Raw genomic sequence first — 24050 nt, 5'->3', positions numbered from 1 at the left:
ATGGCAGATACCAAGGAAACCATCCTGGCCGTTCGCGGCCTCAAGGTGAACTTCTCGACGCCTGATGGCACGGTGGAAGCGGTCAAGGGCATCGATCTCGACGTCCGTACCGGTGAAACGCTTGCGGTCGTCGGCGAGTCCGGCTCCGGCAAGAGCCAGACGATGATGGGCATCATGGGCCTGCTCGCCAAGAACGGTGAGGTCACCGGCTCCGCGCGTTACCGCGGCCAGGAGCTTGTGGGCCTGCCGCCCAAGGCGCTGAACGAGGTGCGCGGTGCGAAGGTCACCATGATCTTCCAGGAGCCGATGACCTCGCTCGATCCGCTCTATCCCGTCGGCCGCCAGATCGCCGAGCCGATCGTGCACCATCGGGGCGGCACGTTCAAACAGGCGCGGGCGCGCGTGCTTGAACTGCTCGAGCTCGTCGGCATCCCGGAACCTGGGCGCCGCATCGACAGCTATCCGCATGAACTTTCGGGTGGCCAGCGTCAGCGCGTGATGATCGCCATGGCGCTTGCCAACGACCCGGATCTCCTGATCGCGGACGAACCGACGACGGCGCTCGACGTGACGATCCAGGCGCAGATCCTTGATCTGCTCAAGTCGCTGCAGAAGCGCTTCGGCATGGCGATCGTGCTGATCACGCACGACCTCGGCATCGTCAAGCACTTCGCGGACCGCGTTGCGGTGATGCGTCGCGGCGAAGTGGTGGAGAGAGGCACGACGGCTGACATCTTCGAGCGGCCGCAGGCCGACTACACGAAGATGCTGCTCGCGGCCGAGCCGAGCGGCCGCAAGGCGTCGCCGGCCGACAGCGCGCCGATCATTCTCGAAGGCCGCGACGTCTGTGTCGACTATCAGATCGGCGGCGGGCTTTTCCGGGGTGGGAAGTCTGTCTTCCGTGCGGTGGACAACGTCAATCTGCGCCTGCAAGAGGGGCAGACGATCGGCGTCGTCGGCGAGTCCGGTTCCGGCAAGTCGACGCTCGGTCGTGCGCTTCTAAGGCTTCTGCCGAGCAGCGGCTACTATCGTTTCGGGACGACGGATATTTCCGGCTTCGACCGCGGGCAGATGCGGCCGCTGCGTCGCACGTTGCAACTCGTCTTCCAGGATCCGTACGGCTCGCTTTCACCCCGGCGCACCGTCGGTGAGATCATCACCGAAGGCCTGCAAGTGCACGAGCCCGAGCTCAGCCGTGCCGATCGCGACCGCCGGGCGTCAGAAGCGCTGAAGGAAGTGGGGCTCGACCCTGCGTCCCGCAACCGCTACCCGCACGAGTTCTCGGGCGGCCAGCGGCAGCGCATCGCGATCGCCCGCGCAATGATCCTGAAGCCCAAGGTCGTCATTCTCGACGAACCGACCTCGGCGCTCGACCGCTCGGTTCAGGGTCAGGTGATCGAACTCCTGCGCGACCTGCAGCGCTCGCATGGGCTCTCCTACATCTTCATCAGCCACGATCTTTCGGTGGTGAAGGCGATGTCGGACTATGTGATCGTCATGAAGAACGGCAAGATCGTCGAGGAAGGCGAAACGGACGCGATCTTCGAGGCGGCGAAGCAGCCCTATACCAAGACGCTGATCGGCGCAGCCTTCAACGTCTGAGCCGGCCGATACCGCAGTTGACAGGGACGCGAGCGATCGCGTCCCTGCTTTATTCCGGGCACTTGCGGTTTCGGCGCGGGCTCTGATCAGAGTTCGCCATCGGCCGGGAAATCTGCAGCGACAAGCTTCTTGTCGAGCCCGAACTTCTGCATTTTCTCGTAGAGCGTCTTGCGCGAAATGCCGAGAGACTCGTAGACCGGCTTCAGGGCGCCGCCATGCGCGGCAATGGCGCTGGCGATGAGACCCTTTTCATAGGCTGCCACCTTGTCGGCAAGCCGGCCGCTCTCTTCCTTCGCGGCATCGAGCGGTGCTGAATCAAGCCCGAGCACCAGCCGCTCGGCGGCGTTGCGCAGTTCGCGCACATTGCCCGGCCAGTCGCGCTCCGCCATTTCCGCCAGCATGGCTTGCGAGACCTCGACTTCATCGCGGCCATAGCGTGCCGCAGATTCCCTTACCAGTTGCAGGAAGAGCAGCGGGATATCGGCGCGGCGCTGGGCGAGCGAGGGAACCCGAAGCGTTGCGACGTTGAGGCGGTAGAGCAGATCGGCGCGGAAGCGCCCCGCGGCAACTTCCCTTTCGAGATCGACCTTGCTGGTGGCGATGAAGCGCACATCGAGCGGTACGACTTCGTTCGATCCGAGGCGGGTGATGACGCGTTCCTGGAGGACGCGCAGGAATTTTGCCTGAAGGTCGAACGGCATCGAGCCGATCTCGTCGAGCAGGATGGTGCCGCCGCGACCATGCTCGAATTTGCCGTAGCGCGGACGAATGGCGCCGGGAAAGGCGCCGGGCTCGTGGCCGAAGAGTTCGCTCTCGATCAGGTTCTCCGGCAGGGCCGCGCAGTTGATGGCGATGAACGGGCTGTTGGCGCGAGCGCTGAGATCATGCAGCGTGCGGGCCAGCACCTCCTTGCCGACGCCGGTATCGCCGATGATCAGCGTGTCCGCGTCGGCTGCGCCGATGGCGCGGATACGATAGCGCAGATCGACCATGACCTGGCTGCGGCCGGGGAGCCGCTGCTCGATGTCGTCGCGTTTGCCGGCGACGGCTTTCAGCCGGCGGTTTTCCAGAACGAGCGCGCGCCAGTCCAACGCCCGGCGAATGGTGCCAGCGAGCATCTGTGCCGCAAACGGCTTCTCGACGAAATCATAGGCGCCTTCGCGCATCGCGCGCACGGCAAGCTGAACGTCGCCATGGCCGGTGACGAGGATGACCGGCACCTCGGCATCGATCTCTCGGATGCGTTGTAGCAGCGTCATGCCGTCCATGCCGGGCATGCGGATGTCGCTGATGACGACACCGGCGAAGCTGTAGCTGATGAATTCCAGGGCACATTCGGCTGCGGCGAAGACATCGACGCGGAAACCCGCCAGTTCCAGCGCCTGCGCGCTCGAATGGCGCACCTCCTCTTCGTCGTCGACGAGCAGGATCCGGCTTTCGATCATTCGGCAGCCTCCCGGGCATTGCTGTTTTCAGCGGCAAGTTCGATCCGGAACTCGGCGCCGCCTTCCGCAAGGTTGGTTGCGATAAGACTGCCACCGAAATCCTTGATAATGTTATAGGAAATCGAAAGGCCAAGGCCCAGCCCCTTGCCGACGCCCTTTGTGGAAAAGAACGGATCGAAGATACGCTCGGCAATCGCCGGCGCGATGCCAGGTCCCCGATCGCTGACCGTCAGCACCACCTTGTGGTCTTCCTGTCGGGCGCGAAGGCGAATGGTCCGGTCATCAAGCCCCTCGACCGCATCGGCCGCATTGGAGATGATGTTGACGAGCACCTGCTGCAGGCGGACTGAGCCGGCACGGACGACGAGCGGTTTATCGCCGAGATCGATGTCGATGGTTGCCGCTGCGGCCTTCAGCCGAACCGATACGATCTCCATCGTATCGCGCACCACCTCTTCGACCGGAACCGGCCCAAGCTTCTCATTCGGTTTGCGGGCGAAATTTCGCAGATGCTTGCTGATCGCCGCCATGCGGTCGACGAGCCCGGAGATCCGGCGGATATTGTCGGTCGCCTCGTCGGAGCGACCACGTTCGATCAGCAGGGCCGCGCTGTCGGCATAGGTCTTGGCGGCGGCAAGTGGCTGGTTGAATTCGTGCGAAAGCGCCGCGGACATTTGGCCGAGACCTGCCAGTTTGCCTGCCTGGATCAGGTCGGCCTGTGTGCGGCGCAACTGCTGTTCCGTCAGGCGACGTTCGGCGATCTCCTCCTCGATCTGGGTATTGACGCGCGCGAGGTCGGCGGTGCGTTCGTCGACACGGCGTTCGAGTTCGACCTGCGCTTCTGCCTGCATTGAAATGCGTTCGTTGAGCCGCGCACGCCGCTGCAGAACAATGGCCACGCCAAGGCCGGCAAGACAGATCAACAGCAGCGCGGCGGCGACGGTGGTCAGCGCTTGCGTATAGGCAGAGGCCGTATCCACCAGTACGTTCACGGTCCAGTCGGCATCCGGCATATATTGGGAGAGCACGAGGTATTCGCGGCTCGAACCGCCGGAGGAGACGGTCATGAAGCGGTGGTCGGACGCGTTGCTCTCTGCCATGGGCAGCGGACGCAGGGTGGCGTCGGCGTACCGCCTCGAGGCTTCGGTGCGCGCGCGGCGGTCTGAGGTCAGCGGCAGGATAGAGGAATAGAGCCAGTCCGGGTCCCCGGACATGAAGATGATGCCTTCGGGATCGGAAACGAAGATCCTGTATTCCCCACCCTGCCACGAGGCTTCGATGCTTTCGACATCGACCTTGAAGACGATAACGCCGCGGATTTCGTCGCCGATCTGGATTGGCGAGCCGAAATAGTAGCCGCGCTTCAGCGATGTGGTGCCAAGCGCATAGAACCGCGACTGCTGTCCGCGAAGCGCTTCCTGGAAATAGGGCCGGTAACTGAAGTTCTGGCCGACGAAGCTCGTTGGCCCGTCATAGTTGCTGGCAGCGATCGTATCGCCGTCCGGCGTGATGACATAGATATCGGAGGAGTGGAGCAGCGCGTTGATGTCTTTCAGATAGGTGTTCACCGCCTCCCTCAGTCGCCGATCACGCGGGCGGGTGACCAGTTCCTGAACGTCTTCGTGATCGGCGATCAATGCTGGCAGCGCCTGATAGCGGTTGAGGTGACCATCGAGCGCCGTGACGGCGAGCCGGAGAGCGGTGGTGGCTTGAGCGGTCGCCTCGCGCAGATAGCTGTCTGTCGTGACCGCATAGCCTTTCCAGGCCAGCATGGTCGCAAGCAGCGGCAACAGCAGGAATCCAAGAGCCAGGCGAAATTTCACAGGTGTCCGCGCGCCTCCTCGCGTGCTTACGGCAACATGCCGCGAGCCGATCTTATGCATCGGCGCAACCGGTCACAAGCGCAGCGCTGCCAGGCATATGATTGTTGACGAGTCTCTGGTGTCGTCAATGAAATGTTGACAATGCGTTTGGCCGTCGCCGTCTTTCGCCGACGGCCGGATGAGCGCATCTATGACCCAACGGAGCGCCCGGTGGCGCCGGAGAGAAAGGATCACGGCAATGCTCAATCAGATCAAGGGTCTGCATCACGTCACTTCGATGGCCGACGATGCGCGCGAAAACAACCTGTTCTTCACCAAGTCGCTCGGCCTGCGCCGCGTCAAGAAGACGGTCAACTTCGACTCGCCGGATGTCTACCACCTCTATTACGGCGACGAAGCCGGCACACCCGGCACGGTCATGACCTATTTCCCGTTCCCGAACATGCCGCGCGGCCGTGCCGGTACCGGTGAAGTCGGGACCACCGTCTTCTCCGTGCCCGAAGGCTCGCTCGGCTTCTGGCGGGATCGCCTGACGGCATCGGGTATCTCCGGTCTCAAGGACGAAGAAACCTTCGGCGAGAAGCGCCTGAACTTTGCCGGCCCTGATGGCGACGGCTTTGCGCTCGTAGAGGTCAAGGGCGATCAGCGCACGCCCTGGACGGAAGGCGGCATCTCGGCGGATCACGCGATCCGGGGCTTCCACTCCGCCGCCCTCCGTCTTCGTGATGAAGGCGCGACGGCCGAACTGCTGAAGTTCATGGGCTATGAGGAGCTTGACCGCAAGGACGGCGTCACGCGTTTGATCGTGCCTGGCGGCAACGATGCGCGCGTCATCGACCTCGAGACGATGCCGAATATCGGCCGCGCTTCTCAGGGCGCCGGTTCGGTGCACCATATCGCCTTTGCCGTCGAAAACCGCGAAAAGCAGCTGGAAGTGCGCAAGGCGCTGATGGATACCGGCTACCAGGTCACCCCGGTCATCGACCGCGATTACTTCTGGGCGATCTACTTCCGCACGCCGGGGGGCGTGCTGTTCGAGATCGCCACCAACGAGCCAGGCTTCGACCGGGACGAGGATCTCGCTCACCTCGGCGAGGCGCTGAAGCTGCCGCAGCAGCACAAGCACCTGCGTCCGATTCTGGAAAGCCACCTGCAGAAGATCGACGACTAACACGTCGATGCAGAGAAGGCTCGCCGTTATGGCGAGCCTTCGGCACCGGATTGTACGGAAGAACGGTTCACAGTTTCGTCGAAACCGTGAATCTAACGCTTTGAAAACAGGCAATCTCGGACGGGGTGTTTACCCGTTTCCGGAAATTGCTCCAGGAGACAAAAATGGTCGATCATGGCTACGTTCACAAACTGAAGGCCGGCAAGCCCGGCCAGCCGATCTTCTTCGTCTTTCACGGGACGGGCGGAGATGAAAACCAGTTCTTCACCTTCGCGTCCGAGCTGCTGCCCGATGCGACGATCGTCTCGCCGCGTGGCGACGTGGCGGAATATGGGGCTGCGCGCTTCTTCAAGCGCACGGGCGAGGGCGTCTACGACATGGCGGATCTTGCACGCGCCACCGAGAAGATGGCCGGTTTCGTCAAGGCATTGGCCGCCGAGCATCAGGCTTCGGAGGTGATCGGCCTTGGCTATTCCAACGGCGCGAACATTCTTGCCAATGTGCTCATCGAAGACGGTGTCTTCGACAAGTCGGTGCTCATGCATCCACTGATCCCGTTCCGACCGAAGGACAACGCGGGCCTCAAAGGGCGCCGGGTGTTGATCACGGGCGGCGAACGCGATCCCATCTGCCCGGCGCCGCTGACGCAGGCCCTGGCAGACTATTTCCAAGGGCAGGGCGCCGTAACGGAAACCGAATGGCACCCGGGTGGCCACGATATCCGCCAGAACGAGGTCGCCGCGATCGGGCGTTTCCTGAAAGGTTGACGCTATTCCAGCCGGCGGCGGAACAGCCATGAGGCGGCCGAGAGGGTGACGATGGCGATCAGCAAGAGCGGGATCGTCTGGCGCGCCACCTCGACCGCCGGAATGTCCTTTAGGAATACGCCCTTCACAATGACGAGGAAATAGCGCAACGGGTTGACGTAGGTGATCGGTTGCAGCCACGAGGGCATGTTCTCGATCGGCGTCGCGAAACCGGAGAGCAGCATTGCCGGCACCATGAAGAGAAATGCGCCGAGGATCGCCTGCTGCTGTGTCATCGACAGCGCCGAGATGAACAGGCCGAGACCGACGACGGCGGCCAGGTAGAAGACGGCGCTGCCGTAGAGCAGGAACAGCGATCCGCGCAGCGGCACCCCGAAGATGAAGACGGCGGCCAGTATGTAGATGGTGATATGGAACAGGCCGATCATCATTGGCGGGATCAGCTTGCCGATCAGGATTTCGTGGGTTCGAAGCGGTGAGACCATGAGCTGATCGAAAGTGCCGAGCTCGCGTTCGCGCGCGATCGATAGCGCGGTCACGATCAGGCCGATCAAAAGAGCGATGCTCGCCACCAGGTTCGGCACCATGAACCATTGATAGGTGAGGTTCGGATTGAACCAGTTGCGCGCAACGACCGTGACGGCGCTCGACGCCATGCGTTGGCCGGCCGGAGTCTCGGCGGCAAGCGTTCCGACGATGCGACTGAGATAGCCGGAGACGATCTGCGACGCGTTTGAGCGGCGCCCGTCGAGGATGAGCTGCACCTTTGCCGGCCGGCTCCCCTCAATATCGCGCGAGAACGTCGGGCCGATTTCGATCGCGGCAATGACCTTTTGGGTGTCGATCGCCACGCGCACCTCATCGGGGCTGTTGGTGAAGCGGATGCTGCGGAAGGTCGGCGACCCCTGGATCTCCTGAACGAGATCCTGGCTCCAATGGCCGTTGTCTCGGTTCAGCACCAGGACGTCGACGTTCGTTACCTCCAGCGTCGCGGCATAGGAAAACACCAGCAGTTGCATGATCGGCGGCACGATCAGCACGGTGCGTCCCTTGGGATCACGCAGCACCGCCAGCAATTCCTTGACGATCAGTGCCTTGAGCCTTGTCCACCACATCTCAGCCAATCCTCTTGCGGGTGCTGCGGGCGGCGAGCGCAAAGAAGACGCAGCCGATCAGGAGCATGACGGCGATGGAGCGCGTGAACATCGGCCAGATGTCGCCGGCAAGGAACACGGTCTGTAGGCTTGGGATCAGATAACGCGCCGGCACGATGAGAGTGATCCATTGAATAACCGTCGGCATCGAATTGATTTCGAAGAGAAAGCCGGAGAGCAGGAACGCCGGCAGAAAGGCTGAGATCAGCGCGAGCTGCGAGGCGAGAAACTGGTTCTTCGTGGCCGCCGAAATCAGCAGGCCCTGGCCGAGCGCCGGCATCAGGAAGGTTGCCGAGAGCGCATAGAGTGCTGCGACCGAGCCGCGGAAGGGGACGCCGAAGAGGAAGACGGCAAGCAGAACGCAGAGCGTCATCGACGTGAGGCCGAGGATAAAATAGGGCAGCAGCTTTCCGGCCAAAAGTTCGGCGGCCGAGACGGGTGTCGCCATCATCGCCTCCATCGTGCCCCGTTCCCATTCACGGGCAACGACGAGCGAGGTGAGCAGGGTCCCGACCAGCGTCATGACGATGGCGATTGACCCGGGCACAAGGAAGTTCCGGCTGGTCAGCTCCGGATTGAACCAGAATCGTTGCTCTGCCGAAATTGCCGGCGGCCGGCCGGCGCCGTCGCTCAAGCGCTGGCGCTCCCAGTTGGCAAGGGTCGCCTGGGCGTAGTTTTGCACGAAGTTGGCGGTGTTGGGGTCCGAGCCATCGACGAGCACCTGCACCGTCGGATGGCGCCCGGCGGCATAGTCCGCCGTGAAGCCGGCCGGAATCACGACGATGCCGCGCACGCGACCAAGCACCAGGTCTTCTTCGAATTCGCGCCGGTCGCGGCCGACCGTTACCTTGAAATAGCGTGACGCCTGGAAGCCGGCGGCGAGGTCGCGGGTCAGCGGTGCCTCCTCCTCGATGACGAGCCCGACGCGGGTCTGCGTCGTATCGAGCGAGACGCCGTAGCCGAAGAGAAACAGCAGGATCATGGGCAGCACGAAGGCGATCAGGATGCTGCTCGGATCGCGAACGATTTGATAGCTTTCCTTGCGCACGAGTGCGGCAAAGCGACGGGCTCGGGCGGCCCGGCTTTCGAGGTTGGCGGATTGCGCGCTCATGCCGCCTCCTTTTCCTCCGACCCCTGGACCAGGGCGATGAAAGCATCCTCCATCGTCGGATCCGGAAGCTTGTCGCTGGCGACCTGTGCCTTCAGTTCATCCGGCGAGCCGAGCGCGATCGACCGGCCGCGATAGATGAGCGAGATGCGGTCGCAATACTCAGCCTCGTCCATGAAGTGGGTGGTGACGAGCACGGTCACGCCCTTTTCGACCAGCCCGTTGATATGGGTCCAGAACTCGCGTCGGGTGATGGGGTCGACGCCGGAGGTCGGTTCATCGAGAAACAGTGCTTCCGGCTCATGCAGGACGGCGCAGGCAAGGGCCAGCCGCTGCTTGAGCCCAAGCGGCAGATCCTTGGCCGACATGTCGAGCAGCCGGCCGAAGGCGAAGATATCGGTCATCAGCTGGATGCGTTCGCGCTTGCCCGTGCCGGAAAGGCCGTAGACGCCGGCAAAGAAACTGAGGTTCTGCGCGACGCTTAGGTCTCCATAGAGCGAGAACTTCTGCGCCATGTAGCCAAGCCGGTTGCGCGCCTCCGCCGCGTCGCGACGCAAGTCGAAACCGGCGACGCGGCCTTCGCCGGCCGTAGGCTTCAACAGCCCACACAGCATCTTGAACGTGGTCGACTTGCCGGCGCCGTTCGGGCCGAGCAATCCGAAGATCTGGCCGCGCGGGATATCGAAGGTGATGTCGTCGGCGGCGGTGAAATCGCCGAAGCGTTTCGTCAGGCCGTGGGCCTCGATGACGGGCTTGCTGTCCTCCATCGTGAAAGGTGTCTGTGTTTCCGCCAGTTTCGAGCGGCCGCCGGGGCCGCCGCCGAGCATGTCGATGAAAGCATCCTCGAAGCGGGGCGGGGTGGTCGTCACGTCAGGCGCAGACGAGCCGTCGTCCGGTGTCGGCGGTTTTGTGTCCGGCTTCATCACCAGTCGGATCGCTTCACCCTGGATGACACCGTCGACGACATCGTCGTCATCGAGCAAGCGAGCGAGCTTCTGGCGGCGTCCATGCGCGATACCGGAAACCTTGAAGACGCGGTCGGCGACCCGAGCGGTCAGATCGGCGGGGCTGCCGGCAAAAAGCAACTTGCCCTCGTTCAGCAGGAGAACGCTGTCGCAGGCCTCGGCTTCGTCGAGATAGGCCGTCGACCAGACGACGCCAATGCCCTCGGCCGTCAGGTTCTCGACCATCTTCCAAAGGTCGCGGCGCGAGATCGGATCGACGCCGACGCCCGGTTCGTCCAGGAGGAGCAGGCGGGGCTTGCGCAGGAGCGCACAGGCGAGACCGAGCTTCTGCTTCATGCCGCCGGAGAGTTTGCCGGCAAGTCGCGCGGTAAAGCGCTTGAGATCGGTGAATTCCAGCAGTTCGTCGAAAGTCGCGGCACGCTCGGCGAGCGGCAGGCCACGCAGATCGGCATAGAGGTTGAGGTTCTCCTGGACGGAAAGATCTTCATAGAGGCCGAAGCGCTGCGGCATGTAGCCGATCGCCGCCTGGATGTCGGCGGCGTTGGTCACCGTGTCGAAACCGAGAACCTCGACCTTTCCCTCGTCCGGCACCATCAGCCCGGTCATCAGCCGGATCAGCGTGGTTTTTCCCGCGCCATCAGGGCCGACAAGCCCGGTGATCCGTCCGCCGAGGATTTCGCCATCGATGTGGTCGAGCGCCGCCGGGGCATCGCCGAAGCGCTTGACCACATCCAGGATCCGGACGAACGGTGCGTCGTCGTTCATCGTGTTGCCTCTGCGGATGCGGGCAAGTGCACTGTCACTGGCATGCCCTGCCTGAGATCGGGACCCGGCTTGTCGACCACGATGCGCAGGCGATAGACGAGGTCGGTCCTGAGCTCTGGCGTTTCCACCGACTTCGGTGTGAACTCGGCGACGGGCGAGATGAAACCTACCGTCGCGTTGTAGGGGCGATCCGGCGCACTGTCCGACGTGATCTCGACGTTCATGCCCGGATGCACCCGGCCAAGATCCGGTTCTGCGACATAGGCCCGGACCCAGACGGGTTCGTTGAGCGAGACGACATAGACCATGTCGGACGGCGCGACGATGGCGCCGACTTCGCGCACCCGGGACAGCACCGTGCCCGCGCTTGGCGCGAGCAGGCGGGTATCGGCAAGCGACGTGCGGGCACTTTCGAGCTTGGCTTCGGCTGCGAGCACCTGTGCCTGACCCGCCTCGATGTCCTCAATCCGGCTTCCCTCCACGATGAGCGCCAGCGCCTCGCGGGCGGAGGTGGCGCGCGCGGCGGCGGCAGCCCTGTTGGCGTTTGCCTCATCCAGATTGGCTTGCGAGATGGTGCCGTTCGGACGCAATTGCCGCGCGCGTTCATAGGCAAGGTTGGCATTTTCCAGGTCGGCCAGACGCTCCTCATGGGTGGCGCGCGCCTGGGCGATTTCTGTCGGGCGGGCGCCCGCCTTCAGTTTTGCAAGATTGGCCTTGAGCGCGCCGAGTTCGGCTTCGGCCGCGGCCACCGCCTGTTCGAACGGACCGGCGTCAAGGGTCGCAAGGACATCGCCCGGCTTCACCGCGTCGCCTTCGTCGACGGTGAGGCTCGCGATACGGCCATTGACACGGAAGCCGAGAGAGACTTGGCGGATGTCGACATTGCCGTAAAGCACCGAGGTTCGCTCCGTGCCGGTCCAGCCGAGCCGCTGGGGGACGTCGAACCACCAAGCACCGGCAGCAGTGCCAGCGAGCAACAGAAGGGCGATTGCCGGCTTGTTCATGGCTGACCCTCCTTCTCGCCGCCAAGTGCCGCGACAAGCTCGGCGACGTGCCGACGCAGAATGTCGAGTTCGTCGGGGCCAACGGCCTGCCAGTTCATCTGCCGGAGCATGGCCGCATGGGCCATACGGAAGACGAGGATGCTGCCGACGAAGGAGAGGGTCTTCAGCCGGACATGTTCGGATTGCGGCGGTTCGTCGAGAATGGTCGCGACCAGTCTCCCGGCCATGCCGATGATCGGTCCCATGACGTTGGTGTAGACCCGTTCGAAGGCTTCGGTCGGTTCCATCTGTTCGCGGATGATGAAACGCGCCCAGCTTTCGGACTGCCGGCTGACGAAGATCGCGACCATGTGTTGCGCCGTCTGGGTCAGGAGTTCCCGGGCTTCCTCAGCCGACATCGCCTTGCCTTCGTTGTCGAGGCGGGCAAGGCGCTCGAGGATCACGTTTCTGAGATCGCCGACATGTCCAACGATAATCGATGCAAGGTGTTCTGCGGCGGCGATGTAAAGGCCTTCCTTGCCACCGAAATAATAGGGGATCGCCTGCAGGTTTACGCCGGCAGTCTCCGCGAGCCTCCGCGTGCTGGCGCCATCGAAACCGTAGCGGCCGAAGACATCGATGGAACTCGTCAAAAGCTTTTCACGCGTGACATCGCCGCGGTCCTGCTTGGGTGCTTGGGTCGAGGTTTTGTTTTTCATCATGTCCTGAAATTACATCATTCCATTGATTAAGTCAATCGAATGAATTTGTCATGCGCGGTTGTGCGGCTCCGGTCCGGGCCATGGGCGGATCAGCGAAACGTTCGCGGCTCACGGCAGAGCGACGTAAAGGTTGGCTGCGATTTGGCCATTTGGCGCAGATGGTTGCGCATGGCGCCTAAGGCCGGCGCGCGATCACAAGGGGATGGAGGGGAGCATATACTGCTGGATCGGCCAATTGGCGGAGCCTAGACTGCCGCAGAGAAATCTATCGAGATCTTGGTACCGCGCTCCGGGGCCGTATCGACCGCGACGGTCGCCTGGTGGAGTTCGCTGATTCGCCGGACAATCTTCAGGCCGAGCCCGAGCTGACCGGAACTCTTCACGTAGCCTAGATCCTCGTGGTGTTCGGGCAAGTCGACGAGCCCCTTGCCATTGTCCTCGACCGAGACGACCGGGCCGGGACCGCAGGCGAGAACGATCCGCGTGCCCGGCGGATTGTGCTTCACCGCGTTCTCGATCAGGTTTCGCAGCATATTCTCGACGAGCGCCGGGATCGCGGTGACCGGCGGCGTGCCTTCGTCGACGAATTCGAGCGACTTGTCGTGGTCGAAGACGAACGGCGCGATGGCTTCCGCAACAGCGGCCCCGATTTGCGACAGGCTGGTGCGCTGGTAGGCGGAGGGATCGACTGCATCGGCCCGCGCCAGAGAGGTGAGCTGCTCCAGGATATGGGTCAGAGCGTCGAGGTCCCTTTCGGCATTGCGGGCCCTTGGGTCGTCGATGCGGCTCAGTTCCATCTTGGCGATCGAGACCGGCGTCCGGATCTCATGGGCGATCGAGGAGGAGAACAGCTTCTGCGACTGAATGAGATCGGCAACCCTCGTGAGCATGCGATTGACTGCGGAGACCAGCCGCGCGATCTCCTGCGGCATCCGCGTCAGTGGCAGGCGTGCATTGCTGTCGCGCGGGTCGAGTGCATCGGCTGCCTGGGCGGCCATGGCGACGGGTTTCAGCGCGCTGCGAATGGACCAGATCGTCGCACCGATGACGAGGCAGAACATCAACGTCATCGGTACGATCATCGAATCGAACATCTCATGCAGCAGGGCGCCGTACATGAAGCCGTTCGGATCGTTGAGGATCGCAAGTTCGATGAGCACGGTGGTCCCGCTCCGTTCGAAAGTCTGGCCGCCGGCGACGCTGAAGGGCTTGCCGGGAGCGATCAGCCGCTTCCAGAACTGCGGTGCATCCATGCTGACGGGCAGGAAATGCTGGGCGCATTCGCTCGTGCAGTTCGAATAGACGATCACGCCTGAGGCTGTGCGGATGCGCAGGAAGATCGAGCCATCGTCGTCATGGCGGTCCTGATAGCGCTCGCGCATCTCGTGACTGGGTTCGTAGCTCGCCACGCCATCGCGGACCTGGACATAGCCGACCAGGTTTTCGGTTTCCTGCTGGAGCATGAGCACGCTCAGCTTGTCGTCGTCGAACCAGTAGTCGGCAAAGACGACGCCGATCTGAATTGCCATGGCAATCAGCGAGAAGGCGATGATGCGGCGGGCGACGATGCCGATCAGCGACGGGTTGCGGGGTTTCATGAGGCGCGCCTGAGCAGATAACCGATACCGCGCACGGTCTCGATCTGTACGCCGGTGTCAAGCGGCTGCAGGCGCTTGCGCACGCGTGATACCGCGAGCTCGAGCGCATTGGGCGTCATTTCCTGGCCATATTCGGAAAGCGCCGTTTCGAGTTTGCGCTTCGGCACGACGCGGCCGACTTCCCGCATCAGGATTTCCATCAGCGAACGCTCGCGCGGCGGCAACGGCACCACGATGCCGTCACAGGTAAGGTCCGCAGTCGCCGGGTCGTAGCGCAAGGCGCCAGCCTCCAGCACCGGCTGGACCGCTTGCGGGTTGCGTCTCAGCATCGCACGGCAACGGGAGAGAAGCTCCCGATGATGGAATGGCTTGACGAGATAGTCGTCGGCACCGGCATCGAGCCCGGCAATACGCTCGTCGACGGATCCCTTGGCGGTGATGATCAGCACAGGCAGCCCCGGATAGTCGTGCCGGAGGCGACGAAGCAGGGACAAGCCGTCGCCGTCGGGCAAGCCGAGATCGAGCAATACGAGATCGTGCTCCTGCCCCGCGATTGCCGTTTCGGCGTCCGCAACGGTTGAAACGGAATCGAGGCGCCAGCCAGCGTCCCGCATGGTTTCTCCGACCAGTTCTACCAGTCGCGGGCTGTCTTCAACCAGGAGCAGGCGCATTGAATCGTCTCGATATTACAGGGGCCGCTGCCGACCATATGGGCTTTCGCTTGGGCTGCCAACTCCCGGTCGCAATACCCACCACCGCGTGCATGAAGCGGTCAATGAGCAATCTTGACGGGGTTTGGACAGCTTGCACGTCGTATCTCGACCGGTGAGGGGGAGGCTGTAACTGAACAGGTGGCCGTATTGCGGTCTCCGCTTCGACTGAATGCCCGCGCCTGTATTGACCATCTCAGATGATCGTGCAGTCGCCGCTGGAGACGACCGCATTGATTTTTTCGAGAATTCGCCGGCCAGAGATCGGTAGTATCGCTCTGAGCGCGCTCGTCAGCGCCTATCTGCTTGTCGCCACCAACAATTCCTTCTGGACGCACACGGTTGCCTATTTCAACGATTCCGTCGTGGCGCTTGTGTCCTTCAGCGCGGCACTCTGCCTCCTGACCTTTGCTGGGCTTACGACCGCTTCCGTCAAATATGTGATGAAGCCGGTGTTGATCTTCATCATCATGGTGTCGGCGTCGGCCTCCTATTTCATCGATACCTTTGGCGTCATCATCGACAAGGACATGATCGGCAATGCAGCCGTGACGACGCAGGCGGAAGCCGGCCACCTGCTGACCGGCAGCCTGGCGATGCACCTGCTGCTCTATGGTCTGCTCCCCTCGCTTCTCGTCATCTGGGTCAAGGTCCGCCGTCGCCCCTTCGTTGCGAATGCCGCGATCAATCTTGCGGTGATCATCCCCTGCCTCATCGTCAGCAGCGGGCTGGTTTATGCCAATTTCGCGAACGTCGCCTACGTGATCCGCGAGCACAAGGACCTGATGAAGCGGTTCAATCCGACGGGGCCGGTCTCGGCCGCCGTGCGGTATGCCGCTTCGACTTTCAAAGAGCGCAACATCGTCGTGCAGCCGCTCGGCACCGACGCCCGCCAGGGTCCGCGGATTGCGGCGGCCGGCAAGCCGGTGGTCGTTGTCGTCGTAGCGGGCGAGACCGCGCGCGCAATGAACTTCTCTTTGAACGGCTACGCGCGCGAGACCAATCCGGAACTGAAGGCGCTCGGCGTCGTGAACTATGCGGACACCACGAGCTGCGGCACGGCGACGGCGATTTCGCTCCCCTGCATGTTCTCCGTCTATCCGCGTAATGAATACAGCGACTGGAAGGCGCGTTCGACGGAAAATCTGATGAACGTGCTGACGCGTGCCGGCGTCTCGACCACCTGGTGGGACAACAACACCGGCAGCAAGGGCATCGCCGATCTCATCAGCTTCGCCAGCATGACCAACCAGAAGAACAGCCCCCTGTGCAAGAACGGCGAATGCCTGGATGAAATCTTCCTCGGCGAACTCGACAGGAAGCTCCAGGCGACCACATCGAACAGTGTTATCGTCCTGCACCAGCTCGGCAGCCACGGGCCGTCCTACTATCTGCGCTACCCTGAGAAGTTCCGCCGGTTCACGCCGGATTGCCGGACGCCGGAACTGATGAAGTGCTCGGTCGCCGAGATCACCAACGCCTACGACAATTCGATCCTTTACACCGACTACGTGCTGGCAAGTGTTGCCCGTCTCCTGGAAAAGCACCAGGACCGCGTGGCGGGCGCGATGATCTACATGTCCGACCATGGCGAGTCGCTCGGCGAAGACGGTATCTATCTGCACGGTGCGCCCTACGCGATTGCCCCGCGGGAGCAGACGCAGGTGCCGTTCGTCGCCTGGTTTTCGAAGCCCTATCAGGCGGCCATGGGGGTCGATACCGCCTGTCTCGCCAAGGATACGGCACAGCCGAAGTCGCACGACAATCTCTTCCATACCGTTCTCGGCATGATGAACGTCGAGACGAAGGTCTACAAACGTGACCTCGACGCTTTCGCAAATTGCACGCGGAAGCCGGCCGGTGGCCCGGTATTCCAGTCGGCAGATACCGCCAACGATCTGCCGGCCAATACAACGCGCGCCGTCGCATTGCCGGGCGCACTCTGAGCGCAACCGCGACCGGTTGCCGCGATTTTTCCAAGGTCTCGGAACAAAAGCGCGTTTCGACGCTTCCTTGCTTACATGTCCTCGACTCCGCGCGGACGGTCGGCGACCCCTTTTGCCATATCAGTCCGGTGGACAGAGGCCCCAATCCGTACGCAGGAGGATTAGATGCGCGTCGTCGGTATACAGGTTTCCCCGGAAAGAGGCGGTCGAGCCGGATTTAGCGTCGAGTTCGTCGGCGATGGCGGGGAAGTGGTGACCGTGATGTGCCCGCAGGATGATGCCGGCTCCTTGAACCGGCTCAACGCCATCGCAAAGGCAAAGGATATGCTCAGAACGGCGCTCGACGCAGACGAAGCGCTTCCGGCTGCGGGCGGTGCGAAGGCGGCCTTTCGCGGACCGCTGCCGAATGCACGTCGGGCGCATGATCGGGACGCGATGGAAGAGCAGCTCGAAGAGGGGCTTGAAGATACATTTCCGGCGAGCGACCCGGTATCGATCGCCACTTCGACGATTGCAAAGGGCCATTCCCGCCGCTGAGGGCTCAGCGACGATGCCGCCTGTCCCGAGTGACGGAATACGGCTTTCGCGATTTCGCTCGAAGGCGTACCTCCGCCCAGTTTCGGCCATCTCGGCGGACTACCGGAAAAATTGTCGGGCACTTTGACGTCAATCGATATCGCGCGCATACGTTTCGACGAAAGACTTGTTATAGTGTTTTGATTTATCGATATTTTCTCTCGGATCAGCCCGGTTCGAGGGTTTGGAGTATGTGTGGAGAGTAGACGCATGGCCGGCCGGCAACTCACCTTCGCTATCGGCGACATTCATGGTTGCCTCGACCAGTTGCGTGTGCTTTTGCGCGAGATTGAAACCTATGCACCGGCGGGCAGGGTCATTTTTCTCGGCGACTTGATCGACCGGGGGCCGGACAGTCGCGGCGTCGTCGAGTTGGTCATGGCCGGCCCGTCAAAACCCGGTTGGACCTGGCTGACACTCAAGGGCAACCATGAAGAGATGTTATGGGGCGCCAGCAGCGGCGAGAGCGACGTTGATTGGTGGCTCATGAACGGTGGCCAGGAGACGCTGGTCTCCTACAATGGCGTCGTTCCCGGTCGGCATCTGAAGTGGATCAAGGAGCTTCCCACGATCCTTGTCGAGCGGCATCGCATTTTCGTGCATGCGGGTATCGATGAGACCTTGCCGCTCGAACAGCAAGGCGACGAGATCTTCCTCTGGATCCGGCGACCAGAGGACTATTCGGGCGAGTACTTTGGAAAACATCTCTGCCATGGGCATACACCCAGCATGGCCAATCCGCGCACGATCGGAAACCGGACCAATGTCGATTCCGGCGCCGTCTTCAGTGGCGTGCTGTCCTGTGCCGTCTTCGACGACGATCAGCCCGGTGGCCCGATCGATTTCCTCATGACGACGCAAATCCAGGCCGCAAGCTGAGCGACATCGCTGGCGGTTGCGGCGCAAATGTCATTGTGCGTCCGGCCGTCCGGTAGTAGGTGTGCCTTCTCCATAGGGCGATGTTGCTGCCGCCCGTTTCACCACCTCAGGGGATTGCCTTGGACGCCGCGCCTTCATCCGTGTTCACGAAGAATTTTGCTGCCCTGCTGTTCGATATGGATGGCACTCTGCTGAACTCCATGGCCGTCGTCGAGCGCGTCTGGGGCGCCTGGGCGGTGCGCAACGGGATCGATCCGATCGAGTTCATAAAGACCGTTCATGGCGTGCGCGCCGTCGATACGATCCGCAATCTCGAACTGCCCGATGTCGATCCGGAAAAGGAAGCCTTTGATCTGGCGCTCGCAGAGATCGCCGATGTCGAGGGCATCGTCGAAATCCCCGGCGCCGTCGCGTTCCTGAATTCACTACCGCCGGAAAAATGGGCGATCGTCACGTCCGCGCCGCTGGACTTGGCAGTGCGCCGCCTTGCTGCTGCCGGCATCCCGACGCCGCAGTTGATGATTACGGGCGAAGATGTTTCCGTCGGCAAACCCGATCCGCAGGGCTACCGGATGGCTGCCGAGCGCCTGGGTGTGCGTCCGGAGGATTGCCTGGTCTTCGAAGACGCACCTGCGGGAATTCTTGCCGGTCTCGCGGCCGGCGCCGACGTCGTCGTCGTTACCGGCGCACACGCGGCCGTGGAAGGTACTCCGCACCTGACGCTTGATCGCTACCACGAGATCGAGGTGGAACTCGCAAGCGACGGCACGCTGTCGCTGCGTCAAACTCTCTAAATGCGTCAAGGAAGCCGAAGGTCGGCGACGGCCTTCGGCTTCCCATTTGATTCAGGCGTTGAGCCAGCATTTCGTCAGCGCGTGGCCGCCCATCAGTTCGCCGTTCGGATCGTCGACCCAGCCGCCGACCTTGTCGCTCGTTGCGTCGATGTAGTTGTTGAACATCGGCACGATGACCCCGCCCTCGTCACGCAAAATCATCGCCGACTGGCGATAGAGCGCCTTGCGCTTGGCTGTGTCGAGTTCGCCGCGCGCAGTGAAGATCAGCTTGTCGAAATCCTCGCGGAAGAAGCGCGTGTCGTTCCACTCTGCCTTCGATAGGTAGGCGATGGAATAGACCTGGTCCTGCGTCGGCCGCCCGGTCCAGTAGGACATGCTGAAGGGCTGCTTGTTCCAGACATCCGACCAGTAGCCGTCGCCCGGTTCGCGCTTCAGGTCGATGGTGATCCCGCATTTGGCGGCACTCATCTGGAAAAGCTGCGCCGCGTCGACGGCGCCTGGGAAGGCGACGTCCGAAGTTCTCAGCAGAACCGAGCCGCTGTGGCCGGACTTCTTGTAGTGGAACTTCGCCTTGTCCGGATCGAATGCCCGCTGTTCGATGTCGTTGTCGAAGAGCGGGTAGCCCTTGATCATCGGCGTGTCGTTACCGACGGTGCCGTAGCCGGCGAGCACCTTGGCGACCATCTCTTCGCGGTCGACGGCGTATTTCAGCGCCAGGCGCAGGTCGTTGTTGTCGAAGGGCGTCGTGTTGCAGTGGGCGATGAAGACATAGTGACCCTTGCCCGGCACGTTGCGGATGACGACCCCGGGCAAGCGCTGGATCAGGGCCACGACCTTGGGCTCGATACGGTTGATCATGTGGATCTGGCCGCTCTGTAGCGCGGCGGTGCGTGCCGTCGAATCGTTGATGACGGCGATTTCGATCTGCTCGGCATGGCCGCGTTCGGCGGAGCCCCAATAGCCTTCGTGGCGTTCGGCGATGTGTTTGACGCCCGGCTCATTGGAGACCACCTTGTAAGGCCCGGTGCCGATGCCCGCCGTCGGATCATCCTTGCCACCGTTCGGCTGGATCATCAGGTGGTAATCGCTGACAACATAGGGCAGGTCGGCGTTCGGTTGGCGAAGCGTGATGACGACGCTGTCGCCATCTGCCTTGATTGTCTCGAATTCCTGGACGAAGGGCAGGGCCGCCGATTTGGAATCGGCATCGCCGTGACGCTCGAGTGTCGCCACCACGTCCGCCGGGGTCAGTTCCTTGCCGTTGTGAAAGGTGACGTCCTTGCGGATCTTGAAGCGCCAGGTCTTGGCGTCGGGTGTTGCCTCATAGGATTCGGCGAGCCGATATTCGATCTCGCCGGCCGGAGATACCTCGAGCAACTGTTCTCCCCAGCAGCGCCCAAGTGTGTAGGGGACCTGGCTTGCCCATGTCGCGGGGTCGAGGCTGTTCGTCGACTCCCCGCCGACGAGGCCGGCCTTCAGTGTTCCCCCTTTGACAGGCCCGGCCGCTCGAGCTGCCTGGCCGAGCAGCAGGTTCGCCGACGCGACCGTAACGCCGAGCGCTGCGGCGCGCCCGAGAAACTCCCGTCGCGACAGCCGCCCTGCGGCCACCTGTTGGCTCATGAATTCCAGTTCTCTTGGCATGGCTCACTCCCTCCCTTGTAAGACCCGCCCGGCGCACCGGTATCGTTGCAGGATATTGGAGGCAGATATCGCGTCTGGATTCTTGCCGCGCGACAGTTGGTGCCGCAGATCGACTGGAGAACGTCGTATCCTCGACCGCCGGCACGACCCGACGGCGACAGGCAGCGTCAGCCCTTGCGGGCGTAACGTTGCAGAACGGCGGAGATATCCGGCTCGGTCTTGTCGATATCGAGTTCGGCGCGCAGCTCGACGGCGTGGAGATGCTCTAGCATGATCCGCTCTGCCGTGGCGGTGTCGCGCGACTGCAGCGCGCGGATGATCTGCACATGTTCGTCGACTGCGCATTCCGGAGAATGCAGCCGGGCGAAACGCGCTAGGATCAGCGAGCAGCGCGAGACGATCTCGCGGACAAAGCGCGCCAGGGCCTGCGAGCCCGTGAGTTCGGCGAGCAGGATGTGGAATTCGCCTGCGAGGCGGATCGAAAGCGGGCCGTGATCGGAAAGGGCTGCTTCTTCCTGCTTCACGTGCTGCTCCAGCCGCTTGACGTCGGCGCTGTCGAGATCGGCCACCAGCCGGCGGATCACTTCGGCTTCCAGCATGCGCCTTAGCGCGAAGATATCGCGGGCTTCTTCCAGCGTCGGCTCCGCCACGCAGGCGCCCTTGTTGGCTCTGAGATCGACGATGCCCTCGGCGTTCAGCCGGACCAGGGCCGCGCGAACGCTGGTACGGCTGACCTTGAAATGATCGGCGATCGTGTCTTCGGCAAGCTTCGTTCCCGGCCTTAATGCCTGCTCCAGGATGGCCTGGCGCAGGAGCCTGTAGACGATGTCGCTGCGGCTCGATTTCTCAGACAAGGTTGCCTCCCCCGACGGGCCGATCGAGGATCGGCCAAACATGTCCTGCATTTCGATAACGCCCGAATATTTCGTCGTCAATATTGTATACAATCATGTTGATGTTTGTATCCGTCTATCGTATGCAATTGATGGCGCTGACAATTACGGGTTGGTGTCGATCGGTTCGGGAGGAGGCGTGCGATGAGGACCGCACGACCAGGACCGGTCAGGACAAGGAAACCAAAGGGAGGGAATTCATGAAAAACAGAATCCTACAGCTTTGCGCGACCGTTGCGGGCATCGCCGTCGGGCTTGTGGCCGCGACGTCTGCGAACGCGGCGACGACGCTTGAAACGGTCAAGGCGCGCGGCAAGCTGATCTGTGGCGTCTCGATGAGCACGCCGGGCTTTGCCACCGCGGATGCCAAGGGTCACATGGGGGGCTTCGACGTCGACGTCTGCCGTGCCGTGGCCGCCGCCGTTTTCGGCGATCCGGAAAAGGTCGATTTCGTCCTGACGAACATCAATACGCGCTTCCAGGCGCTCCAGTCCGGCGAGATCGACATGCTGTCGCGCCAGACGACCCTTACCTTCTCGCGCGAAGTCTCGCTTGGCCTCGATTTCGGGCCGACAGTCTTCTACGACGGCCAGGGGCTGATGGTGCCGAAATCGCTCGGCGTCAACAGCGCCAAGGAACTGACGGATGCCGCGATCTGCACGCTGCCGGGCACCACGACCGCGCAGAACCTCAGCGACTTCTTCCGCTCGATCGGCGGCAAGTTCGAACTGGTCGTCTTCGAAAACCCGGACGAAAACCGCAACGCCTTCTTCTCAGGCCGTTGCGAAGCGATCTCGTCCGACCGTTCGGACCTCGCTTCGATCCGCGCCGTTGCCAACAACCCGGATGATTACGTCGTTCTGCCGGAAACCATCTCCAAGGAGCCGCTGGCGCCTGCTGTTCGCCAGAACGACTCCAACTGGCGTGACATTGTATCCTGGTCCGCCTGGATGCTGATGGCGGCCGAGGAGCGCGGCATCACGCAGGCCAATGTCGACGAGATGGCCAAGAGCGAGGATCCGGAGATCCAGCGCATGCTCGGCGTCAATGAAGAACTCGGCAAGATGCTGAACCTCGACAACAAGTGGGGCTACAACATCATCAAGGGTGTGGGAAACTATGGTGAAGTGTTCGAGCGCAACCTCGGCACCAAGACCGCTCTCGGCCTGACCCGAGGTCCGAATACGCGCTGGAGCGAAGGTGGCCTGCTCTACGCACCGCCGTTCCGTTGAGGATTGATAGGCCCACGCTCAAGCGCGGGCCTAGCTTTCTGCTGCAGAAATTCAAAGTGCCAAAGCGACCTCTGCGCCCCGGTAAGACCGGCGGCGCTGTAGGTCCTGCCTAAGGGACGGGTGCCGATGCCCCTGTTTTATGATGCGCGCATTCGCGCCTATCTCTATCAAGTGATCGCCGTCGGTGTCGTGCTGCTCATCGCCTGGGTGATGTTCAGCACCGCAAGCGCCAATCTTGCCAAGCAGGATATCGCGACCGGTTTCGGCTTCCTGGCGCGCCAGGCCGGTTTCGTCATCACGGAAACCGCGATCACCTACGAGCCGACCGATACAATCGGCCGTGCGATCCTCGTCGGCATTGCCAATACGGTGAAAGTCTCGCTGCTCGCCGCACTGCTGGGCACCATTCTCGGTCTGCTGGTCGGCATCGGGCGGCTGTCGCACAATCCCGTGCTGTCGCGACTGATGCTTGCCTATGTGGAGGCCCTCCGCAACGTGCCGCTGCTGCTCTACCTGCTGCTCTGGTACTCGCTGATCATCTCCACCTTTCCGCCGGTCAAGCAGGCGATCCAGATGCTTCCGGGTGTGTTCCTGTCGAACAGCGGCCTGGTCATGCCCGCCCTGCACTGGGAGAGCGGATTTTCGGCAATGGTCACGGCTCTCGTTGTCGGCATCGCTGCGGCCGCTTCCGTTGCACGGATTCTCGGCCGCAGGCGCGTCGTCACCGGCAAGGACAGACCGATTGCCTTGATCGCGACGATTGCGCTTCTTCTGCCGCTCGTGGCAGCATTGCTGCTCGCCAACATTTCCGTCACTTGGGACGTACCAGAACTCGGCCGGTTCCGCTTGAGCGGCGGCTATCACCTGCGCCCGGAATTCGTGGCGCTTCTCCTCGGGCTGACGCTTAGCGTGTCGGCCAACGTTGCGGAGATCGTCCGGGCCGGCATCCAGGCGGTCAGCAAAGGACAGTGGGAGGCCGCGACGGCCCTCGGCCTATCACGCGCGCGCACCTTGAAGCTGGTGATCCTGCCGCAGGCGCTGAGGATCATCATCCCGCCTCTAACCAACACCTATCTGACCGTCTTCAAGAACAGCTCGCTCGCGATCGCCATCGGCTATCCGGATCTGGTGATGGTTTCGAACACGATCATGAACCAGACCGGGCAGGCGATTGAATCCATTGCCATTTTCATGGGCGTCTATCTCGGGCTGTCGATCCTCATCTCGCTGGTGATGAACTGGTACAATGCCAAGGTCGCGCTGAGGGAGCGCTGAG

Annotated in this window: 20 protein-coding genes; 9 read left to right on the top strand and 11 right to left on the bottom strand. The window is 62.4% G+C overall.

All coding sequences use genetic code 11. The features are described from left to right. A complete protein-coding gene (locus tag ASE60_RS04395) occupies positions 1-1602 on the top strand; it encodes an ABC transporter ATP-binding protein (protein ID WP_057248529.1) in 1602 nt (533 codons plus the stop codon). Between the two features lie 86 nt (positions 1603-1688). On the opposite strand, the gene ASE60_RS04390 is transcribed toward ASE60_RS04395, so the two are convergent. Together ASE60_RS04390 and ASE60_RS04385 are read right to left on the bottom strand one after the other, a co-directional pair. After that, on the bottom strand, positions 1689-3047 hold the full coding sequence (locus ASE60_RS04390; RefSeq protein WP_057248528.1) for a sigma-54 dependent transcriptional regulator: 1359 nt from the start codon (positions 3045-3047) through the stop codon (positions 1689-1691). Further along, positions 3044-4870 carry a sensor histidine kinase gene (locus ASE60_RS04385; RefSeq protein WP_057248527.1) on the bottom strand — a complete coding sequence of 609 codons (1827 nt, stop codon included), beginning with the start codon at positions 4868-4870 and terminating at the stop codon, positions 3044-3046. Before ASE60_RS04385 ends, ASE60_RS04390 begins: the two co-directional genes overlap by 4 nt. Positions 4871-5108: 238 nt before the next feature. On the opposite strand from ASE60_RS04385, the gene ASE60_RS04380 reads away from it, so the two are divergent. Together ASE60_RS04380 and ASE60_RS04375 are read left to right on the top strand one after the other, a co-directional pair. Continuing rightward, complete coding sequence (locus ASE60_RS04380) at positions 5109-6041, top strand: VOC family protein (protein WP_057248526.1); 933 nt, start codon at positions 5109-5111, stop codon at positions 6039-6041. 164 nt (positions 6042-6205) lie between these two features. Continuing rightward, positions 6206-6808, top strand: a complete 603-nt coding sequence (locus ASE60_RS04375; RefSeq protein ID WP_057248525.1) for an alpha/beta hydrolase — start codon at positions 6206-6208, stop codon at positions 6806-6808. A 2-nt stretch (positions 6809-6810) separates the two neighbouring features. Here the strand turns inward: ASE60_RS04375 and ASE60_RS04370 are convergent, their stop codons facing one another. From ASE60_RS04370 to ASE60_RS04340, 7 genes are all read right to left on the bottom strand, one after another. Further along, the gene (locus ASE60_RS04370) at positions 6811-7923 is read right to left on the bottom strand and encodes an ABC transporter permease (RefSeq protein WP_057248524.1); all 1113 of its coding nucleotides are present in this window, start codon (positions 7921-7923) and stop codon (positions 6811-6813) included. 1 nt (position 7924) lies between these two features. Then, positions 7925-9073, bottom strand: coding sequence for an ABC transporter permease (locus ASE60_RS04365; RefSeq protein WP_057248523.1), 1149 nt, complete (start codon positions 9071-9073; stop codon positions 7925-7927). Beyond that, positions 9070-10800 carry an ATP-binding cassette domain-containing protein gene (locus ASE60_RS04360; RefSeq protein WP_057248522.1) on the bottom strand — a complete coding sequence of 577 codons (1731 nt, stop codon included), beginning with the start codon at positions 10798-10800 and terminating at the stop codon, positions 9070-9072. Before ASE60_RS04360 ends, ASE60_RS04365 begins: the two co-directional genes overlap by 4 nt. Then, positions 10797-11804, bottom strand: coding sequence for a secretion protein HlyD (hlyD, locus tag ASE60_RS04355; protein ID WP_057248521.1), 1008 nt, complete (start codon positions 11802-11804; stop codon positions 10797-10799). Before hlyD ends, ASE60_RS04360 begins: the two co-directional genes overlap by 4 nt. After that, positions 11801-12505, bottom strand: a complete 705-nt coding sequence (locus ASE60_RS04350) for a CerR family C-terminal domain-containing protein (protein WP_057248520.1) — start codon at positions 12503-12505, stop codon at positions 11801-11803. Before ASE60_RS04350 ends, hlyD begins: the two co-directional genes overlap by 4 nt. A 245-nt stretch (positions 12506-12750) precedes the next feature. Further along, entirely contained in the window at positions 12751-14103 is a 1353-nt protein-coding gene (locus tag ASE60_RS04345; RefSeq protein ID WP_057248519.1) for a HAMP domain-containing sensor histidine kinase, read from the bottom strand. Beyond that, complete coding sequence (locus tag ASE60_RS04340; protein WP_057248518.1) at positions 14100-14774, bottom strand: response regulator transcription factor; 675 nt, start codon at positions 14772-14774, stop codon at positions 14100-14102. The genes ASE60_RS04345 and ASE60_RS04340 overlap by 4 nt, the downstream gene beginning before the upstream one ends. 272 nt (positions 14775-15046) lie before the next feature. Here ASE60_RS04340 and ASE60_RS04335 point away from each other — a divergent pair, with 272 nt between their 5' ends. From ASE60_RS04335 to ASE60_RS04320, 4 genes are all read left to right on the top strand, one after another. After that, complete coding sequence (locus ASE60_RS04335; protein WP_162261275.1) at positions 15047-16759, top strand: phosphoethanolamine--lipid A transferase; 1713 nt, start codon at positions 15047-15049, stop codon at positions 16757-16759. A 165-nt stretch (positions 16760-16924) separates the two neighbouring features. Continuing rightward, positions 16925-17296, top strand: coding sequence for a hypothetical protein (locus ASE60_RS04330; protein WP_057248516.1), 372 nt, complete (start codon positions 16925-16927; stop codon positions 17294-17296). Positions 17297-17545: 249 nt separating this feature from the next. Continuing rightward, complete coding sequence (locus tag ASE60_RS04325; protein WP_057248515.1) at positions 17546-18214, top strand: metallophosphoesterase family protein; 669 nt, start codon at positions 17546-17548, stop codon at positions 18212-18214. A 119-nt stretch (positions 18215-18333) separates the two neighbouring features. Further along, complete coding sequence (locus tag ASE60_RS04320) at positions 18334-19008, top strand: HAD family hydrolase (protein ID WP_057248514.1); 675 nt, start codon at positions 18334-18336, stop codon at positions 19006-19008. Positions 19009-19059: 51 nt separating this feature from the next. Here the strand turns inward: ASE60_RS04320 and ASE60_RS04315 are convergent, their stop codons facing one another. After that, positions 19060-20649 (bottom strand): ABC transporter substrate-binding protein, encoded by a 1590-nt coding sequence (locus ASE60_RS04315; protein ID WP_057248513.1) that lies wholly within the window; start codon positions 20647-20649, stop codon positions 19060-19062. A gap of 167 nt (positions 20650-20816) precedes the next feature. Beyond that, positions 20817-21503 (bottom strand): GntR family transcriptional regulator, encoded by a 687-nt coding sequence (locus ASE60_RS04310; protein WP_244495534.1) that lies wholly within the window; start codon positions 21501-21503, stop codon positions 20817-20819. Positions 21504-21742: 239 nt separating this feature from the next. Between ASE60_RS04310 and ASE60_RS04305 the strand changes: the two genes are divergently transcribed. Together ASE60_RS04305 and ASE60_RS04300 are read left to right on the top strand one after the other, a co-directional pair. Next, positions 21743-22774, top strand: coding sequence for an amino acid ABC transporter substrate-binding protein (locus tag ASE60_RS04305; RefSeq protein ID WP_057248512.1), 1032 nt, complete (start codon positions 21743-21745; stop codon positions 22772-22774). A gap of 126 nt (positions 22775-22900) precedes the next feature. Further along, positions 22901-24049, top strand: coding sequence for an ABC transporter permease subunit (locus ASE60_RS04300; RefSeq protein ID WP_057248511.1), 1149 nt, complete (start codon positions 22901-22903; stop codon positions 24047-24049). Position 24050 lies beyond the last annotated feature (1 nt).

The organism is Ensifer sp. Root278 (genome assembly GCF_001429285.1).
Lineage (GTDB): Bacteria > Pseudomonadota > Alphaproteobacteria > Rhizobiales > Rhizobiaceae > Ensifer.
Note: the sequence above shows the minus strand (reverse complement) of the source record. Positions and strands in the feature narration are given on the sequence as shown.

What these genes read in the sequence shown, in the direction of transcription:
- ASE60_RS04360 (WP_057248522.1), bottom strand. Translation starts at nt 10,800, where the DNA reads ATGAACGACGACGCACCGTTCGTCCGGATCCTGGATGTGGTCAAGCGC.
- ASE60_RS04340 (WP_057248518.1), bottom strand. Translation starts at nt 14,774, where the DNA reads ATGCGCCTGCTCCTGGTTGAAGACAGCCCGCGACTGGTAGAACTGGTC.
- ASE60_RS04345 (WP_057248519.1), bottom strand. Translation starts at nt 14,103, where the DNA reads ATGAAACCCCGCAACCCGTCGCTGATCGGCATCGTCGCCCGCCGCATC.
- ASE60_RS04330 (WP_057248516.1), top strand. Translation starts at nt 16,925, where the DNA reads ATGCGCGTCGTCGGTATACAGGTTTCCCCGGAAAGAGGCGGTCGAGCC.
- hlyD (WP_057248521.1), bottom strand. Translation starts at nt 11,804, where the DNA reads ATGAACAAGCCGGCAATCGCCCTTCTGTTGCTCGCTGGCACTGCTGCC.
- ASE60_RS04300 (WP_057248511.1), top strand. Translation starts at nt 22,901, where the DNA reads ATGCCCCTGTTTTATGATGCGCGCATTCGCGCCTATCTCTATCAAGTG.
- ASE60_RS04375 (WP_057248525.1), top strand. Translation starts at nt 6,206, where the DNA reads ATGGTCGATCATGGCTACGTTCACAAACTGAAGGCCGGCAAGCCCGGC.
- ASE60_RS04365 (WP_057248523.1), bottom strand. Translation starts at nt 9,073, where the DNA reads ATGAGCGCGCAATCCGCCAACCTCGAAAGCCGGGCCGCCCGAGCCCGT.
- ASE60_RS04325 (WP_057248515.1), top strand. Translation starts at nt 17,546, where the DNA reads ATGGCCGGCCGGCAACTCACCTTCGCTATCGGCGACATTCATGGTTGC.
- ASE60_RS04350 (WP_057248520.1), bottom strand. Translation starts at nt 12,505, where the DNA reads ATGATGAAAAACAAAACCTCGACCCAAGCACCCAAGCAGGACCGCGGC.
- ASE60_RS04370 (WP_057248524.1), bottom strand. Translation starts at nt 7,923, where the DNA reads ATGTGGTGGACAAGGCTCAAGGCACTGATCGTCAAGGAATTGCTGGCG.
- ASE60_RS04395 (WP_057248529.1), top strand. Translation starts at nt 1, where the DNA reads ATGGCAGATACCAAGGAAACCATCCTGGCCGTTCGCGGCCTCAAGGTG.
- ASE60_RS04315 (WP_057248513.1), bottom strand. Translation starts at nt 20,649, where the DNA reads ATGCCAAGAGAACTGGAATTCATGAGCCAACAGGTGGCCGCAGGGCGG.
- ASE60_RS04305 (WP_057248512.1), top strand. Translation starts at nt 21,743, where the DNA reads ATGAAAAACAGAATCCTACAGCTTTGCGCGACCGTTGCGGGCATCGCC.
- ASE60_RS04380 (WP_057248526.1), top strand. Translation starts at nt 5,109, where the DNA reads ATGCTCAATCAGATCAAGGGTCTGCATCACGTCACTTCGATGGCCGAC.
- ASE60_RS04390 (WP_057248528.1), bottom strand. Translation starts at nt 3,047, where the DNA reads ATGATCGAAAGCCGGATCCTGCTCGTCGACGACGAAGAGGAGGTGCGC.